18 protein-coding genes and 1 pseudogene are annotated in these 17489 nt (G+C 37.3%); 13 read left to right on the forward strand and 6 right to left on the reverse strand.

The window, feature by feature from the left end; genetic code table 11:
- The first annotated feature begins 149 nt into the window (after positions 1-149).
- A complete protein-coding gene (locus CCK98_RS08630; RefSeq protein WP_088086201.1) occupies positions 150-392 on the forward strand; it encodes an aspartyl-phosphate phosphatase Spo0E family protein in 243 nt (80 codons plus the stop codon).
- Between the two features lie 66 nt (positions 393-458).
- Here CCK98_RS08630 and CCK98_RS08635 read toward each other — a convergent pair.
- Positions 459-1043, reverse strand: a pseudogene (locus tag CCK98_RS08635) (ZIP family metal transporter); the annotation flags it as partial.
- 386 nt (positions 1044-1429) lie between these two features.
- On the opposite strand from CCK98_RS08635, the gene CCK98_RS08640 reads away from it, so the two are divergent.
- From CCK98_RS08640 to CCK98_RS08655, 4 genes are read left to right on the forward strand one after another with little or no spacing between them, the layout of a single operon-like run.
- Positions 1430-2254, forward strand: coding sequence for an electron transfer flavoprotein subunit beta/FixA family protein (locus tag CCK98_RS08640; RefSeq protein WP_088086203.1), 825 nt, complete (start codon positions 1430-1432; stop codon positions 2252-2254).
- A 34-nt stretch (positions 2255-2288) separates the two neighbouring features.
- Complete coding sequence (locus CCK98_RS08645) at positions 2289-3320, forward strand: electron transfer flavoprotein subunit alpha/FixB family protein (RefSeq protein ID WP_088086204.1); 1032 nt, start codon at positions 2289-2291, stop codon at positions 3318-3320.
- Positions 3313-4608, forward strand: coding sequence for an FAD-dependent oxidoreductase (locus CCK98_RS08650; protein ID WP_088086205.1), 1296 nt, complete (start codon positions 3313-3315; stop codon positions 4606-4608). The genes CCK98_RS08645 and CCK98_RS08650 overlap by 8 nt, the downstream gene beginning before the upstream one ends.
- Positions 4608-4892 (forward strand): ferredoxin family protein, encoded by a 285-nt coding sequence (locus CCK98_RS08655; protein ID WP_066252392.1) that lies wholly within the window; start codon positions 4608-4610, stop codon positions 4890-4892. The genes CCK98_RS08650 and CCK98_RS08655 overlap by 1 nt, the downstream gene beginning before the upstream one ends.
- A gap of 140 nt (positions 4893-5032) precedes the next feature.
- Here CCK98_RS08655 and CCK98_RS08660 read toward each other — a convergent pair whose 3' ends face one another.
- Positions 5033-5380: a hypothetical protein gene (locus CCK98_RS08660; protein ID WP_088086206.1), complete on the reverse strand. Its 348-nt coding sequence runs from the start codon at positions 5378-5380 to the stop codon at positions 5033-5035.
- 212 nt (positions 5381-5592) lie between these two features.
- Here CCK98_RS08660 and CCK98_RS08665 point away from each other — a divergent pair, with 212 nt between their 5' ends.
- On the forward strand, positions 5593-6117 hold the full coding sequence (locus tag CCK98_RS08665; protein ID WP_256942292.1) for a hemerythrin domain-containing protein: 525 nt from the start codon (positions 5593-5595) through the stop codon (positions 6115-6117).
- Between the two features lie 26 nt (positions 6118-6143).
- Here the strand turns inward: CCK98_RS08665 and CCK98_RS08670 are convergent, their stop codons facing one another.
- Positions 6144-7379: an MFS transporter gene (locus CCK98_RS08670; RefSeq protein ID WP_088086207.1), complete on the reverse strand. Its 1236-nt coding sequence runs from the start codon at positions 7377-7379 to the stop codon at positions 6144-6146.
- A gap of 355 nt (positions 7380-7734) precedes the next feature.
- Between CCK98_RS08670 and CCK98_RS08675 the strand changes: the two genes are divergently transcribed.
- The gene (locus tag CCK98_RS08675; protein ID WP_088086208.1) at positions 7735-8175 is read left to right on the forward strand and encodes a MarR family winged helix-turn-helix transcriptional regulator; all 441 of its coding nucleotides are present in this window, start codon (positions 7735-7737) and stop codon (positions 8173-8175) included.
- A 104-nt stretch (positions 8176-8279) separates the two neighbouring features.
- Positions 8280-9974: a M3 family oligoendopeptidase gene (locus CCK98_RS08680; protein WP_088086209.1), complete on the forward strand. Its 1695-nt coding sequence runs from the start codon at positions 8280-8282 to the stop codon at positions 9972-9974.
- 47 nt (positions 9975-10021) lie between these two features.
- Here the strand turns inward: CCK98_RS08680 and CCK98_RS08685 are convergent, their stop codons facing one another.
- The gene (locus tag CCK98_RS08685) at positions 10022-12175 is read right to left on the reverse strand and encodes an ATP-dependent Clp protease ATP-binding subunit (RefSeq protein ID WP_088086210.1); all 2154 of its coding nucleotides are present in this window, start codon (positions 12173-12175) and stop codon (positions 10022-10024) included.
- A 192-nt stretch (positions 12176-12367) separates the two neighbouring features.
- Between CCK98_RS08685 and CCK98_RS08690 the strand changes: the two genes are divergently transcribed.
- Positions 12368-13417: a hypothetical protein gene (locus tag CCK98_RS08690; RefSeq protein ID WP_088086211.1), complete on the forward strand. Its 1050-nt coding sequence runs from the start codon at positions 12368-12370 to the stop codon at positions 13415-13417.
- 32 nt (positions 13418-13449) lie between these two features.
- Here CCK98_RS08690 and CCK98_RS08695 read toward each other — a convergent pair whose 3' ends face one another.
- Positions 13450-14061 carry a CPBP family intramembrane glutamic endopeptidase gene (locus CCK98_RS08695; protein ID WP_088086212.1) on the reverse strand — a complete coding sequence of 204 codons (612 nt, stop codon included), beginning with the start codon at positions 14059-14061 and terminating at the stop codon, positions 13450-13452.
- 144 nt (positions 14062-14205) lie between these two features.
- On the opposite strand from CCK98_RS08695, the gene CCK98_RS36100 reads away from it, so the two are divergent.
- Entirely contained in the window at positions 14206-14325 is a 120-nt protein-coding gene (locus CCK98_RS36100) for a DUF6254 family protein (protein ID WP_246869713.1), read from the forward strand.
- Between the two features lie 55 nt (positions 14326-14380).
- Here CCK98_RS36100 and CCK98_RS08700 read toward each other — a convergent pair whose 3' ends face one another.
- Complete coding sequence (locus CCK98_RS08700) at positions 14381-14569, reverse strand: DUF2187 family protein (RefSeq protein WP_066252404.1); 189 nt, start codon at positions 14567-14569, stop codon at positions 14381-14383.
- Positions 14570-14816: 247 nt separating this feature from the next.
- On the opposite strand from CCK98_RS08700, the gene CCK98_RS08705 reads away from it, so the two are divergent.
- The 3 genes from CCK98_RS08705 (at position 14817) to ptsP (ending at position 17373) form a co-directional block, all read left to right on the forward strand.
- Positions 14817-15011: a hypothetical protein gene (locus CCK98_RS08705; protein ID WP_088086213.1), complete on the forward strand. Its 195-nt coding sequence runs from the start codon at positions 14817-14819 to the stop codon at positions 15009-15011.
- A 383-nt stretch (positions 15012-15394) separates the two neighbouring features.
- A complete protein-coding gene (locus tag CCK98_RS08710; RefSeq protein ID WP_088086214.1) occupies positions 15395-15661 on the forward strand; it encodes a phosphocarrier protein HPr in 267 nt (88 codons plus the stop codon).
- On the forward strand, positions 15661-17373 hold the full coding sequence (gene ptsP / locus CCK98_RS08715; RefSeq protein ID WP_088086215.1) for a phosphoenolpyruvate--protein phosphotransferase: 1713 nt from the start codon (positions 15661-15663) through the stop codon (positions 17371-17373). The genes CCK98_RS08710 and ptsP overlap by 1 nt, the downstream gene beginning before the upstream one ends.
- Positions 17374-17489 lie beyond the last annotated feature (116 nt).

Genomic DNA, 17489 nt, shown 5'->3' on the forward strand with positions numbered 1-17489 from the left:
TTGAGGGATTTGTCGAATAACGAAAGAAATAGGATGTTTTGTCTACTTTTGCGATTGTGTTTACTTTTATAATAATTCTTGTCATAATTCATCAAGTAGTCTAATTTTTTGTTGTTTACAGTAATAGAGTAAGAGGTAGGGGGATAATCGTGTGCGAGTATAGTAATACACAGATTGAAATGATTGAAGAGATAAAGGCTAAAAGGGAATTAATGATAAATAGCGCGAATACACAGGGGTTTACCAATGAGATGACAATAAGATATAGCCAGGAGCTAGATGAATTAATAAATGAGTATCAAAAAGTAATGGACCAAATCTCTAGGCCAAATGAAGAAATTAAATTTGCCTTTAAACAAATGATCATGGTTTGGCCGAAGATTTTAGTCTAACGATAATTAAGTAAGAGAGTGATAAGTTTAAATTTGTTCAGCCGCTTAGTTAAAGATAAAAATTTCTTATGAAAAAATATCAATTATGTACACCATGACAAGCAACCCCAAGATAAACGCATAGGTGGAAACGCGCTCATTTCCGTCGCCATGGCTTTCAGGAATTAATTCTTTATAAATAATAAATAACATGGCACCAGCAGCAAATGATAGACCATAGGGGACTAGCCCTTGAACAAATGAGGTTAAAAAATACCCTAATAAGGAAGTAATGATTTCAATGGCTCCAGTTAAGGTTGCAATAATGAAGGCCTTCAGTTTACTAATTCGCTGATTGATTAAAAATAATGCGACAAGTAGGCCTTCCGGCGCATTTTGAAACCCAATAGCTAAAGCAATTAAATTTCCAGTATCCCCCTGTTCGGATGCATAGCTTACGCCAACTGACAATCCCTCAGGAATATTATGAAGGGTAATTGCAGATATAATTAACAACGCCTTCTCATCAAATTGAATTCCCTTTTTGTTATGCTGTAAGTCAATATGAGGGATATTTTTTTCCAAAGTAGTCAGCACCCATACTCCTAAACAAACTCCTACAAAAAGTGAACCAAAGCCTCCTGTTCTTAATGCCTCAGGGATCAACCCAACTCCTTTCTTGTCCAATTAATCCAAATCAAATATCTACAATATTAGACAGTAGCTGTGATTTTTATCATTGTTTATATCTTAATATTTCATATAGTTATATTAGTACTACTTTATCTAATATTCACATCACGATTAACTTCATATCTTACCACAAACTGTAATAACTTCAACTTTTACAAACCACTGCTTAGCTACTGCATAAGATTTTTAAGAATGTTAAATGATCACTAGTTTTAGGTTAAATCGAGAAAGAAAAAAAGAAAACTAACAATGTTTGGTACTATGCTTGTGTTGCGATTCATATATCGTAAATAAAAGCATTTTTAAACCATAGGAAGCAAACGCTTTCAATAATCTCAGATCATATCGAGGAGGGAAAGTCCTACATGCATATTGTCGTATGTGTCAAACAAGTACCAGATACAAAAATTATTAAAATTAATCCTAAAACCAACACACTCGACCGTCGCAGTGCACCAGCCATCTTGAACCCTTACGATGCCCATGCAGTTCAGGAGGCCGTAAAAATTAGGGAAAAAACAGGAGGTACCATTTCCGTCTTATCAATGGGACCGCCCCAAGCGACTGATATTATCAAGAAGAGTGTGGAAATAGGTGCTGATAAAGGATATTTAATTTCTGACCGTGCCTTTGCAGGGGCAGATACACTGGCAACTAGTTATGCGCTTTCGAAAGCTTTAGAAAAAATCAATAAGGAACACCCAGTTGACATGATTATTTGTGGGAAGCACGCGATTGATGGTGATACGGGACAAGTTGGACCTGGTATTGCAAGAAGAATGGATATCCCGCCAATAACTAATGTAATTGAAGTGTCTGAAGTCAATCAGAAAGAAAACACCGTTCTCATTAAACGGAAATTAACCAATGGCTATGAATTGATTCAATCCAATCTTCCATGTTTATTGACGGTTGAAAAAGAAATTAATGACATCGACTATTCGCCAATGCCGAACATGATTAAAGCGGCAAGGTACGAACCAATTATTTGGGCAGTAAGTGACTTTGAAAATGTAGAACGGTCACAACTAGGACTAAAAGGTTCACCAACCATTGTTGGAAAAATGTTTACGCCACCACGTCCAGAAGGCGGGAAAAGACTAGAGGGTACTAGTGATGAACAGGTTAACCAGCTAATGGCGCTGTTGATGGAGAAAAAGGACCTGTTAACAATCCAATCATCTAAATAATAACGATTATCTTTTGTCATGGGGGGGAATATACATGAATCTAGACGATTATCGGGGAGTCTGGGTATTCATCGAACAAAACGATGGTAAAGTAGAAGGCGTTTCTATGGAATTACTTGGTGCTGGAAGGAAACTAGCGGATAAATTACAAGTTCCTTTAGCGGGCTTTTTACTAGGCAATGAAGTTAAACCTTTAGCAAATAAAATTATTTTTTATGGTGCAGATATCGTATACATGGTCGACCACCCTGTATTGAAAAATTACCGTACTGAATCATATATGAAGGGCGTAATGCTCCTCGCTGAAAAATATAAGCCAGAAATTATCCTTTATGGCGCAACACCAAACGGTAAAGATTTAGCTAGTGCCGTAGCAACAGATTTAAACACAGGATTAACTGCGGATACTACAATGCTTGATGTGGATGTTGATAATAGATTACTAGAAGCAAGCAGACCTGCCTTTGGCGGTAATATCATGGCGACAATCCTATGTAAAAAACATCGCCCGCAAATGGCAACCGTTAGACCAAAGGTAATGAAGGCACTAGAACCGGTATCAGGAAGAACAGGTAAAATTATTGAAGAAAAAATATCACTGCAAGAAGAAGATATGCGTACAAAAGTGTTACAAATTGTGAATGACGTAACAAAAAAGGCCAATTTAGCTGATGCACATGTTATCGTCTGTGGAGGAAAAGGAATGGGAGATGTGCAAAACTTCCAGCGCCTATATGAATTTGCGGAAACGATTGGAGCGACTGTTGGAGGTACTCGTGATGTGGTTGAAGCAGGCTGGCTGCCACACCATCTTCAAATTGGCCAAACTGGTGAAACAGTTACACCAAAAATTTATTTTGCTATTGCACTTTCTGGTGCAATTCAGCACGTTGTCGGCATGAAAAATTCGGATTTAATTATCGCTATAAACAAAGATCCAAATGCACCAATTTTTGATGTTGCAACATATGGAATCGTAGGAGATGCAATGGAAATTCTCCCAAAACTTATCGAGGAATTTAAGCAGCTTAGAACTGAAAAAGGTGGTGAAATAAGCTATGCATGAAAAATTTGATGTGATTGTCGTTGGGGCAGGTCCAGCAGGAAGTGCATGTGCCCTCACGTGTGCCAAAAATGGACTAAACGTTTTGCTTATTGAACGTGGAGAATACCCAGGAGCAAAAAACGTAATGGGCGGGGTATTGTACCGCAAACAAATGGAAGAATTAGTTCCTGAATTTTGGAAGGAAGCACCACTTGAGAGACCTGTCATTGAACAGCGCTTTTGGATGATGGATAAGGAATCTGTCGTTCAATTCGGCTATAAAGGTCTTGAATGGGGTATGGAACCATATAATAACTTTACAGTCCTTCGGGCTCAGTTTGACCAATGGTTTGCAAAAAAGGCAGTAGACGCTGGGGCATTACTTATTAATGAAACGGTAGTAACTGAATGTATCGTTGAAAATGGCAAGGTTGTCGGGGTTCGTACCGATCGTCCGAATGGAGAGGTATATGCGGATGTCGTGGTGCTTGCCGACGGTGTTAACTCTCTTCTTTCAAAACAGTTAGGCTTTCATAAAGAATTTCGTCCAGATGAAGTAGCCTTAACAGTAATGGAAGTTGTTAATTTACCAAAAGAAAAAATAAATGACCGTTTTAATTTGGAAGATAACCAGGGTTGTACAATTGAAATCTTTGGTGATTCAACAAAGGGTAATCTTGGAACCGCTTTTGTTTACACGAATAAAGAGAGCTTGAATATCGGAGTTGGTACAACACTATCGAGCATGATAAAAGCGAAAATCAAGCCATATGAGCTTCTAGACTACTTAAAAACTCACCCGATGGTCAAGCCAATGCTTGCAGGTGGGGAATCTGCTGAGTATCTTGCTCATCTTATTCCTGAAGGTGGTTATCGTTCGGTACCGAAAGTAGCTGGTAATGGAGTTATTGTCGTCGGTGATGCAGCACAGCTAGTAAATGCCATTCATCGGGAAGGTTCGAACATGGCGATGTCATCAGGAAAGATGGCTGCTGAAGCCGTAGTTCAGGCACATAAAAGTGGGGACTTCAGTGAATCAAGCTTAAATAGCTACCGTGATGCGCTTAATAGTAGTTTCATAATGAAGGATTTAGAGAAGTACAAGGATGCTGCACATACGTTTGAGAAATACCCACAATACTTTAATGACTATGTTCCAATGATGAATAAAGCGATGAGCAAATTCTTTACAGTTGATGGGACTCCTAAGCGTGAAAAACAAAAACAAATAATGAAGAGTGTAACTGCGGAAAGAGGAACAATTAGAGTATTGCAAGATATCTATCGTGCTTGGAAGGCGGTGAAATAATGTCAACGAAGAATATCGAGGAAAAACAGTATCTCCTCCGTTTTAAGTGTGATACAAAGTCTCATTTGACCGTACTGGATCATGATGTATGCATGACAAAATGTCCCGATAAAATTTGTACAGTATTTTGCCCTGCTGAGGTTTATAAGTGGGAAGGAACACGGATGCAGGTAGGCTACGAAGGATGCCATGAATGTGGAAGCTGCCGGATCGGCTGCCCATACCAGAACATTAAATGGGAATATCCAAAAGGCGGACATGGGATTGTATTCCGCTTAGCGTAAATTGGAAATAAAAAAGGAGCTGTTTGCGTTTTATGCAAACAGCTCCTTAATTTATGTAGATATTTTAATAATACTATATGTGGGTTATTTCACAAGTGAACGTAAAAAGAAGGTGAAGCAGAAGGTAAGTTTTTAGGGGGTTAGCTTATTTTCTCTAGTATGGTAGCTGAGGAAAGTTTATCGTTTTTGCTGGCTGTGACAAGCGAAGATGCAAATGAGTTCGCATGATCCATTAACTCCATACTCGGTGAGCAATAATATGGTTTTTTCCAATTGAAATCACCTTCACTATCGGCAGGATATATACTTACTTTCCAATGATAGTATATTTTTGACTGTGGGAGTTGTACCCCTTCTACGGCAATAAGCCAATGTGTCGAAGGTGAGTTAGGGTAGTATGCTGCGGATTCCTGTAAGGAAATTAGGTCATTTACACCAATGGGTATTAATGCCTTTTGATAAAAGTCGTGATAATTTGGGGTTTTCATATTTTTTTCCCTCCCTTTTATGTTCTATCTCTATTATATGAAACATTTAAACTTTTTTTGTGTGATAAATGTTAAAATTTTAAAAAAATTAACGAGTTTTCATGAAACTGACAAAAATTCATAACCTAATCGTAATTGTGAGCTAAGTCACTACATAAATTTATGGTTGATTTTATACTTGAAGCAATAGAATGAGATAGAGGTGATTGTTGATGAGTGGCTGTATGAGTGCTCTTGGTGGAATGCCCCAAGCTGAACTAAGTAAAGGACTTAAGCAATTAAAAAGTGAACATCCTCCGTTATTAGGACAATTAGAAGGATTGTATGACCTAACACAAAAAATTGATCAAGAAATAGATGTAGAAACTAACTTTGCTGCATTAATTACAAAAGTAAAAGAATTTAAAGCAGCATTGGACCCTCATTCAGGAAGAGAAGAAGGCGTTCTTTTTCCTATGATGGGTGTATATATCGGGACGACATCTGGACCAATAGCTGTTATGGAATATGAACATGAGCAGGCAAAAGCAAATATTGGAGAATTTCTTGGAAAAGCAGAAAGTGGTCTTGCGTCTACGGAAGAAACTAAAAAAACAGCTGAACTAATTCAAAATGCCTACTTTATTTTAACAGAGCATTTCTCCAAAGAGGAAAATGTTTTGTTCCCAATGGCAGAAAGAATGCTTACAGAAGAGGAAAAGGAAGAATTATACCGTAAAATCCAAGACATAAAATAAAGGATGGGCCTCTGGCCCATCCTATTTTACTTTTGATTCCATTCTTTAACCTTTTGGTCAGTTGGAAGGAGAAACGCAATTAAGCCTAGAATCGGAAGTACACCGAGCCATGTAATCATCGACTGTAATCCAATCCAGTCTGCTATATAGCCGAGTCCTACAGAACCAATTGCACCCATTCCAAACGCAAGTCCTACTGTTAACCCAGACATCGTCCCAATTTTCCCCGGGACTAATTCCTGTGCATATACTACCGTTACAGAAAAACTAGTCATTAAAATAAACCCAGTAAGTATTAAGAAAATAAATGCCAACGTTGGTGGTACCTGTGGAATTAAAATTGAAAAAGGAATCGTTGCTAACATTGAAAAGGAAATGATTGTTTTTTTACCAAACCGATCTGAAAGAGGACCTCCAAAAAAAGTACCGACGGCACCGGAAACTAAAAAAGCGAACAGGAATAATTGGGATTGCTTAATCGTAAGGGCATATTCTTTTATCGCATAAAAGGTATAAAAGTTGGTAATTCCAGAAGAATACCAAGTCCTTGCAAAAATTAATAATAAAATCAATGCTAAGGTATTTTTTACCTCTTTAGTTATTGCTACATTGTTAGACAAGCTAGTTCTCTTTTTCTTTAGTATATTTGGTGAAGCTATCAACCTGTGATTATACCAATTTGCAATATAAATTAATAAAATCACTGCTAGTGCTGCGACAATCGTAAACCAGGATGCACCAATCTGCCCCAATGGAACCAATATTAGTGCAGTTATTAGTGGAGCCAATGCTTGACCCGTGTTTCCACCGACCTGATAAATCGACTGTGCCAGTCCGCGTCGATTTCCTGCAGCCATATACGCAACCCGGGAACCTTCCGGGTGAAATACTGCTGAACCAAGACCGATGAAAAGGACTGACAAGACAATTAGTCCAAAGTTTGAAGCAAACCCTAATCCAAGAATACCGACTAGAGTGAAAGTCAGTCCGATCGGCAGTGCGAAAGGCATGGGTTTCTTGTCAGTTATGTAGCCGACCATTGGCTGCAAAACAGATGAGACCATATTTAGGGAAAAAGCAATAATACCAAGCTGGGTAAAACTTAGCCCCATTGATTTTTCTAAAATAGGGAACATGGCTGGCACCACAGCTTGAATTGCATCATTCAATAAATGGCACAATCCAATAATAAAAAGAATTTTATACATGGTTGATTCAGAAGACTTTGGAGCCTTTGCAGGTAAAACAGCTTGTGAACTCATAATAATCCCTTCTTTATTAAAAGACTAAATGTTTTTATAACCATATCTTACTACCGAACCATAAAAATAAGAAATATTTTATTTTAATTATTTTATAGGCTCTGTCTAACTTGGCCGTTGATTTCGGCTCCGATCAACGTAGTCTTAAAATCAACAATGACCTTTAACAAGCCATCTAATTAAAAAATTCCTATCATGCATCTATTTCTCTTGGATACGAAATATTCCTGATTTTTTTAGAGTGAATTGACATTTCTTAAAAATTTTTTTATAATAATCTTGAAATCAAGATATTTTATTCATATTGATACCTCAAAGTAAGTCTAATTTATAAACCTAAAAGGATGAGTTTTTTATGGAAAATAATTCAACTGCTAATTCATTAAAGCTTTTTATAGTCCTTTCAAGAGCGTATAAAGCAATTAACGAGCATGTAAATAAAGTAATCCAGGCCAGTGGTTTAAATCCAACTGAATTTGCAGTTTTGGAGCTCCTTTACCATAAAGGTGATCAGCCAATGCAGCAAATAGGCGGGAAAATATTACTTGCAAGCGGAAGCATTACTTACGTGGTCGACAAACTTGAACAAAAAGGGATGTTAAGAAGAATTGCCTGTCCGAAGGACCGACGAGTCACTTATGCACAAATAACTGAAGATGGGAAAAAGTTTATCCAGGATATTTTTCCTGAACATGCTGAGCAAATTGATAAACTCATGTCATCACTGACTGAAACTGAAAAACTGGAAGCAATTGACCTGTTGAAAAAACTAGGGTTGCCTGCTGGAAAGTTCTAATACGGCCATTGGGTCGTATTTTTTTTGTTGTTAGGAATGTTAGTGGATAGTATATAATAAAATAGATTGGAAATATTAGCAAAGTACAAAAAGGGGATGGTTCAATGGGGTTTGAGAACTATACATACACACGACCGGATTTAGATGAAGTAACTGAAAAATTTCATTTGGCACTTGAGAGCCTAAAAAATGCTGAATCGGTTGAAGAACAAAGCAGGGTAATGAATGAGATTAATAAGCTAAGAAATGATCTAGGTACTATGTTCAACCTTTGTTATATTCGTCATTCTATTGATACAAATGATGAGTTTTATAAGGATGAACAGGATTTTATGGATGAAATCCAGCCTGAAGTTGAAGGGTTAGTAACTAAGTATTATCAAGTGCTTGTAAATTCTAAGTTCCGTCCTGAATTAGAAGAGAAATGGGGAAAGCAGCTATTTGCCCTAGCTGAAGGACAACTTAAAACATTTAAACCTGAAATTGTGCCCTTACTTCAGAAGGAAAATCGCCTATCAACGGAATATACGAAGCTAATGGCTTCGGCAAAGATAGAATTTGAAGGGGAAGAGAGAACATTAGCACAATTAGAACCATTCGCGCAGTCGACTGACAGAAAAATGAGAAAACGAGCCAATGAAGCGAAATTTGGTTTTATGGTTGAACATGAAGCAGAGTTTGATCGAATTTATGATGATCTGGTGAAAGTAAGGACAGAAATTGCCGAATCACTTGGATTTAATAACTTTGTTGAACTTGGTTATTACAGAATGATGAGAACAGATTATAATGCTGAGATGGTCGCCAATTTCCGCAGTCAAGTGCAGGATTTCATTGTTCCGATTGCGACAAAATTAAAAGTACGTCAACAAGAAAGAATCGGACTGGATAAATTAAAGTACTATGATGAAAGCTTTAATTTTCAAACTGGTAATGCCACTCCAAAAGGTACTCCGGAATGGATCATAGAAAATGGGCAAAAAATGTATGAAGATCTTTCAGAAGATACGGGGGCATTTTTTCGCTATATGCAAGATAATCATTTGATGGATCTTGTTGCCAAGAAGGGTAAAGCCGGCGGAGGCTACTGTACGTTTATAGAAAATTATAAAGCACCTTTCATTTTTTCTAATTTTAACGGAACGTCCGGGGATATTGATGTCCTGACACATGAGGCAGGTCATGCTTTCCAAGTGTATTCAAGCCGTCATTTTGAGATTCCCGAATACGCATGGCCAACCTATGAAGCATGTGAAATTCATTCGATGAGTATGGAATTTTTCACATGGCCATGGATGGACTTGTTCTTTAAGGAAGACACCGATAAATACAAGTTTTCACATTTAAGTGATGCCCTATTATTCTTGCCATATGGGGTTTCGGTTGATGAATTTCAACATTGGGTCTATGAAAACCCAGAAGCTACTCCAAAAGAGCGTAAGCTCCAGTGGCGTGAGATTGAGAAAAAATATTTGCCGCATAAAGATTATGACGGAAATGAATACCTAGAGAATGGCGGCTTCTGGCAGCGCCAAGGGCATATCTATAATTCGCCATTTTATTATATTGATTATACGCTCGCCCAAATTTGTGCTTTCCAATTCTGGAAGCGTTCAAGAGAGAATCAAGATGAAGCTTGGGCAGATTATGTGAAGCTTTGTAAGCTAGGCGGGAGTATGTCATTCACAAAGTTAGTCGAGGCAGCAAATCTAATCTCTCCTTTTGAAGTTGGTTGTGTAGAGTCAGTTGTGGGTGTAATTGATGATTGGTTAAAATCTGTGGATGATAAAAATCTATAGTTAAATGAAAAAAGCGAAGCCGTTCAAGAAATGGCTTCGCTTTTGACCTATTTAAGAGAAGTTACTTTAGAAACTACTTTGAGCTGATTTTCTTCAACAACGGCAGATAATTTTTTAGTATCTGGTTCCTCTAAGATAAAATCAGCAATTTTATCTTCAAGTTCTTCTTGGATTACGCGGCGGAGCGGGCGTGCCCCAAATGCGGGGTGGTACCCAAGCATAGCTAGCTTTTCTTTTGCTTCTGTTGTAATGGTTAATTCAATCTTTTGCTCAGTAAGTGTTACTTGTAATTCACTAATCATTAAATCGACAATATAGAGGATATGCTCTTTACCGAGTGAATTGAATTCAATGATACTATCGAAACGATTTAAGAATTCTGGCTTAAAGAAGCCGCCTAACGAGTCAAGTATACTTGCTTCTTCGATCGCCTCTGTTGTACCAAATCCAACATGAACTGTCTTGTGGCCCACACCAGCATTGCTTGTCATAATGATAACAGTATCCTTAAAGCTGACAATTCTTCCTTGACTGTCTGTGAGTCGGCCATCTTCAAGAATTTGCAGGAACAGATGCTGGACATCTGGATGTGCCTTTTCAATTTCATCTAATAAAATAATGCTATATGGATTTCTCCTCACTTTTTCGGTTAGCTGTCCAGCCTCTTCATGACCTACATAGCCAGGAGGTGAGCCGATTAATTTGGAGACGCTGTGTTTTTCCATGTATTCGCTCATATCAAGGCGGATCATCGAATCCTTAGATCCAAATAATTCCTCAGCAAGGGTTTTGGTCAACTCTGTTTTTCCGACGCCGGTTGGTCCAACAAATAAAAAGGAACCAATTGGGCGATGCTTTGATTTTAAGCCGGCTCGACTACGTCTAATCGCTTTAGCAACTTTATTTACAGCCTTTTCCTGGCCAATAACCTTTTGGTTAAGATTTACTTCTAATGCCTTCATTTTTAGCTGCTCATCTTGTTGCAGCTTTCCAACAGGTATCCCTGTTTTTTGTTCGATGATTTCTTGTATAAGCCCTACATCAACGATGGGTCTTTCAGAGCTTGATATTAAATGTAAAGACTTTTCAAGGTTTGTTTCTTCATCGCGAAGGGATGCTGCCTTTTCATACTGCTCATTTTTAAGTGCTTCTTCCTTCTCAGCAGCAATCTCTTTTAGACGTATTTCAATTTGTTCATTGCTCTTATAATCCGAAACTAGGTTTAATTTCGAGCCAGCTTCATCAAGCAAATCGATGGCTTTGTCAGGTAAAAAGCGGTCTTGAATATAGCGCTGAGACAATTGAACACAGGAAAGGATTGCTTCATCAGAATAGACGACTTCATGATAATCCTCATACTTCTTTTGTATCCCTTTTAATATATCAATCGCAGCTTCGGCAGTCGGTTCAAGTACATGAACTGGTTGGAAGCGCCGTTCCAGAGCAGAATCTTTTTCGATTTGGCGATATTCTTTTAATGTGGTTGCACCAACCACCTGAAGTTCTCCACGAGCAAGGGCAGGCTTTAAAATGTTGCCGGCATCCATAGAGCCTTCAGCAGAGCCAGCACCTACTAGCAGATGAATCTCATCGATGAAAAGGATAATATTTTTCCGCTCCTGTAATTCGGAAATGATTTGCTTCATTCTTTCCTCAAATTGGCCACGGATTCCTGTATTGGCAACAAGAGAAGCGACGTCAAGCAAATATACCTCTTTCCCCCGTAACTTACCTGGGACATCTCCTTCAGAAATTTTCTGGGCAAGACCTTCAGCAATTGCAGTCTTCCCGACCCCTGGTTCACCAATTAATACCGGATTATTCTTATTTCGTCTGTTTAGTATTTCAATGACACGCATTACTTCTCCATCGCGGCCGATGACAGGATCTATCAACCCCGCTTTTGCCATTTGGGTTAAATTACGTCCGAATTGCTCAATAAAGCCACCTTTTCCGGTTTTTCTTCCCGTTTGTTGTGGAGGATGAATGCTATCATCCTTATCATGAGAAGCGTTATTCATGAACAGATTTTCAAATGGGAAGCTTGGATAAGAATTCATCTTTGGACCAAAACCTGCACCTAAAGTTTGCTTTTCTTTTGTATAGCATTCGTGACAGAGTTTGATTTCCTTACGTTGTCCGTTAATAATCATATTTAATTGAATGTTTGCATGGTTCTCATTACATTTTTGACAAAGCATAAGCAAATTACCTCCTTGTAAAGATTCATATTTTCACTTTGACTTTGACTATATTTGACCTTATGACGATAGTATACTCTGACCTTTTTTGACTTTCAAGAAATTTGTTTTTGGTAATGCTTGCTATTTCAGGAAAAAAGCTCGTCTTTGTTTGTCCTTATCATCATATATTGATGTTAAGGAGGAGATGATGTGAAAAGGGATTGGACTCAAGCATTTCAGATTGCGGCGGTCTATGTAGGCACTGTAGTAGGCGCTGGATTCGCCACGGGAAAAGAAATCGTTGAATTTTTTTCGCGGTTTGGTTTCTTTGGCTTAATAAGTATATTGATGAGCGGATATCTCTTTATTTCATTGGGTTCAAAATTAATGAGAATGGCTGCACTTATAGATGCAAAATCTTATCAAGAGTTTAATGAGTACTTGTTTGGCAAATGGCCTGGTCGTGTCATTAACGTCTTTATGCTATTTATGCTTCTTGGTGTTAGTGCAGTGATGCTTTCAGGGGCTGGGGCAATTTTTGAGGAACAGTTAAATCTGCCCAAAGCAGTCGGTGTTTTCCTGACAATTTTTTTATCCTTTTTAGTCATGCTAGTTGGAACAAAAGGTCTTTTTGCTGTCAACACGTTTGTTGTTCCGGTAATGATCACATTCAGCATAATTTTAATGTTCTATTCCATTCAAATGCCCAACTTTCTCAATCAATTATTATTTGTTCCTCATTCCAACGATGGCTGGAAAAGTGTGATAGCACCATTTTCATATGTGGCATTGAATCTGGGGCTATCACAAGCCGTTTTAGTACCGATTGCAACAGAGGTAAAGGATGATTGGACGATCAAATGGGGAGGGATTCTTGGGGGTGCTGCTTTAACCGTGATATTGATTGCTGGTCATTTCACTTTAATCATGCTTCCTAATTTGGAACAGTATAATATTCCAATGGCAATTGTTATGAAAAACTTAGCCCCTTTTTTTTATTGGATTTTTGTTCTCGTTATTTATGGAGAGATTTTTACTTCTGTGATTGGAAATGTCTTTGGACTGGACCGACAATTGAAGCAATATTTGCCCATTCCGACAATGGTGTCGGTTACGCTTATTTTTATTGTTTCCTACCTGATTAGTCTTGTGAATTACGGTACGTTGCTATCCTATTTGTATCCATTGTTTGGTTACATCTGCATGATTTTTTTTATTTTACTATGGATGAAACCATTTACACCATGTATAAGAAAATAGAAAAGCAGGTGTCCACCAGACACACTGCTTTTCTAATTAAAAGGCAAAATAATAAAAATCAAAAGGTCAAAAATGATATGAGAAACAATAACCAAAGGCATACTCTTTTTTAAAAAATAAAGATATCCCCACACAAAACCAGAAATAAAGGCAGCAAGAACTAATAAAAATGAGCCCGAATAAATATGGACGGAAGCGTACAGAATTGATGCAGACAAAATACTTACAACCGGATTTAAGTATTTCGAGAGTCTTTTTTGGATAAATCCACGCCAGAAAAGTTCTTCGCCAGGTGCCGCAACTAAAACAAGCGCAAGGTACTGCCAAAATAAGGATGGGGCATACCAATAATAGAGATTTTTAATGCTTGTACCAATTGGCAGCTGAAGTATTTCCATTCCCCATATACCAGCCCGAAAGACAAAATATAATAAGAAACCGGATATTGATCCTATTAGGATAAATTGAATAAATGATACTTCATCATCCACCTCGTCTTGAAAGGTTGAGTATGCGATGAGTACCAGAACTGATCCTGAAAATATATACCAAAAGATCGCTCTATCATGAAATGAAAAAAATAAAAGAACGTGAGCAATAATAAAACCAATAAGTATGCGAGGGTCTAGGAAGAATTTTTTCATTATCGCGATCTCCTTTTCGAAACAATAAAATTTATTTTATCAAATTAGTTTTTCAAATGGAAATCATTACATCACCCCTTTCCCCATTTTTATAGGTTAGAACACCAAGAAAAGAAAAAAATAATAAAGAAGGGAGTGAAAGGGATGAGCAAATCAAAGAGTGAACAAGAACGAGAATGGACAGTTAGGAAACAAGATCAAAATCCTCATGGGAAAGTCAAAAGTTTAAAGCAGTTATCAAAGGAAGCTGGAAAAGGCGAATAACGGTTTAAAAAAAAAGGCAGCCATGGTTAGACTGCCTTTTCTATAATTCTATTAATTAATAAGCGCTTTCTTTTACAACCTTATAGTTTTTGTGATTAACAACTGTTCGTTGATCCAATTCTAAATCACGATAATTGTCCATAAATGTTAGGTCGACTATGACAGAATTTTCATTTACCTTTTCAACAATCCCCTTTAGACCACCGCGGAATTCTATGATATTTCCTACTTCTGCTTTTCTCATTTTAGTCTCTCTCCTTTACCTCAAAAACTATAATAAAATCCAGTTAAATAACAGTTTGCACTACTTTATTCATTTCGTAAAGGCTTTTATTTGACAATTATGTTAATTCTTTATAAACATTTTAATTATATGAGAAAATAGGCCATAAAAGAATCGGTAACGCTTTCAAAAGTTATCGTAAGTTTCGAAAATTGGCTTAATAAAAGTCATATACGTTAATATAAACAGGTAAAGGTGGTGCGACAGAATGAAGGAAGAAATGATCACTGAAATCTTGGATCGACTAATGACAGGTGAAATTTCAGAGTATTATGTAACAAATGACGATTTCATGGAATTTCGTCAGGTCCTGGTAAAAAGGAATGATTTTAAGTATTTCCGCGGAATTGGTCAGAGGGGCGGGGATGTTTTGTATCATTATCTAAAAGAACCTAGAAGCTAATCGCAATTTTTTCCAAGATCTTTCCATTAGAATTGTTGAAATAATCAAAAGCTGTCGAAAGTGACAGATTTTAATGTTTTTCTTGGGGGGGATATGATAGTTTATGAATGTTTTTGACAGAATTGTGACAAATGATATAAAATTGATTTTTCAGTTGTTTGATAAAGTGGAAAGTGCTATTCTATCAATTGAATAAACAAAAAACATTATCATGAGGGTGTAAATTCATAACATATTTGTTTTCCTTTTGGAAAAAATAAGCGAAAAAGATTTGAATTTAACTCTTTAGCCAATTAAAGATTTAGTTGACTAAATGATGAGAAATGTTTATTTTTAATGAAGCAAGTTTATATTTTTATATATATTAAAGGAGTTTGATGATCATGTCAGAAAAGCAATTTAAGGTAATCGCAGAAACAGGGATACATGCAAGACCAGCAACTTTATTAGTACAAACGGCTAGCCGATTTGATTCTGAGATTCATTTAGAATATAAAGGTAAAAAAGTTAATTTAAAATCAATTATGGGTGTTATGTCTCTAGGTGTTGGCCAAGGTGCAGATATTACGATTTCAGCAGAAGGAAACGATGCAAACGATGCTTTAAATAGCCTTGAAGAGACATTGAAAAAAGAAGGATTGGCTGAATAATGACTTTTTTACATGGGATCGCAGCATCAAACGGTATCGCAATTGCGAAAGCTTACCGTCTTGTTGAACCAGATTTATCTTTTGAACAAAAAACAATTGACGATGCTGCTGCAGAGGTTGACCGTTTTCGACGGGCAATGGAAAAATCTAAAGCAGAACTCGAAGCAATTCGTGACCGTGCCAAAGTTGACTTGGGTGCGGATAAAGCTGCAATTTTTGAAGCACATTTACTTGTCCTAAGTGATCCTGAATTAAATACACCTATTGAAGAAAAAATTCAGTCTGATAAAGTGAATGCTGAATCTGCTTTAAAGGAAACGGCAGATATGTTCATTATGATGTTCGAACAAATGGATAATGAATATATGAAAGAACGTGCAGCAGATATTCGTGATGTAACGAAGCGTGTATTAGCCCATTTATTAAGTGTTCAACTGGTTAATCCAAGCATGATTGCTGAGGAAGTTATCATTGTTTCAGAGGACTTAACACCTTCAGATACAGCACAATTAAACAGACAATATGTCTTAGGATTTACAACAAATATTGGTGGACGTACCTCACATTCAGCAATTATGGCTCGCTCTATGGAAATTCCAGCAGTAGTTGGAACAAAAACGGCTACTGAGGAAATCAATAATGGGGATCTAGTTATTGTTGACGGTTTAAAAGGTGAAGTACATATAAATCCTACTCCAGAGCTTGTTGAACAATACCGTAAAGTTCATGATGAGTATGAGGTACAAAAAGCTGAATGGGCCAAGCTTGTTAACGAACCAACGGTAACGAATGATGATCATCATGTAGAATTGGTCGCCAATATTGGTACTCCCAAGGATTTAAAGGGAGTAATTGAAAATGGCGGGGAAGGTGTTGGTCTTTACAGGACCGAGTTCCTATATATGGGAAGAGACCAGCTTCCAACTGAGGAAGAACAGTTTGAGTCCTATAAAGCCGTTTTAGAAGGATTAAAAGGAAAACCTGTTGTAGTTCGTACCTTAGATATTGGCGGGGATAAAGAACTGCCATATTTGGACTTACCAAAGGAAATGAATCCATTCTTAGGCTTCCGGGCAATTCGATTATGCTTAGAAGAGCAGGATATATTCCGCACCCAGTTGAGAGCCTTGTTACGGGCAAGTACCTTTGGGAATTTAAAAATCATGTTCCCGATGATTGCAACACTGGATGAATTCCGTGCGGCAAAAACGATTCTTGAAGAAGAAAAGCAAAAGCTTCTTGCTGAAGGTCAAAAAGTTTCCGATGAAATTGAACTTGGAATAATGGTTGAAATTCCTTCAACTGCTATCTTAGCTGATCAATTTGCAAAAGAAGTAGACTTCTTTAGTATTGGAACTAATGATTTGATTCAATATACGATGGCTGCCGACCGCATGAACCAACGTGTTTCATATCTGTATCAGCCCTATAGCCCATCCATTTTACGATTAGTAAAAATGGTTATTGATGCAGCACATGCAGAAGGAAAATGGACAGGGATGTGTGGCGAAATGGCAGGAGATGAAACGGCCATTCCGGTTCTTTTAGGTCTTGGACTTGATGAATTTTCTATGAGTGCAACTTCAATTTTAAAAGCTCGCTCACAAATCAGGAATTTGAAAAAATCTGATATGGAGAAGCTAGCTCAACAAGTTTTAAATATGCAAACAACTGCGCAGGTTATTGAAGCAGTAAATGGTGCCACAAAGTAAACACAATACTCAAAAAAGACCGGCTGATGATTAGCCGGTCTTTTTCTGTCGTTCATTTATTTTTTGATTTTTCACAGTATTTTCTTTTTTATTATGGATTTTTGAGTATAATAATA

Source organism: Bacillus sp. OV166 (assembly GCF_900177675.1).
Classification (GTDB): Bacteria; Bacillota; Bacilli; order Bacillales; family Cytobacillaceae; genus Neobacillus.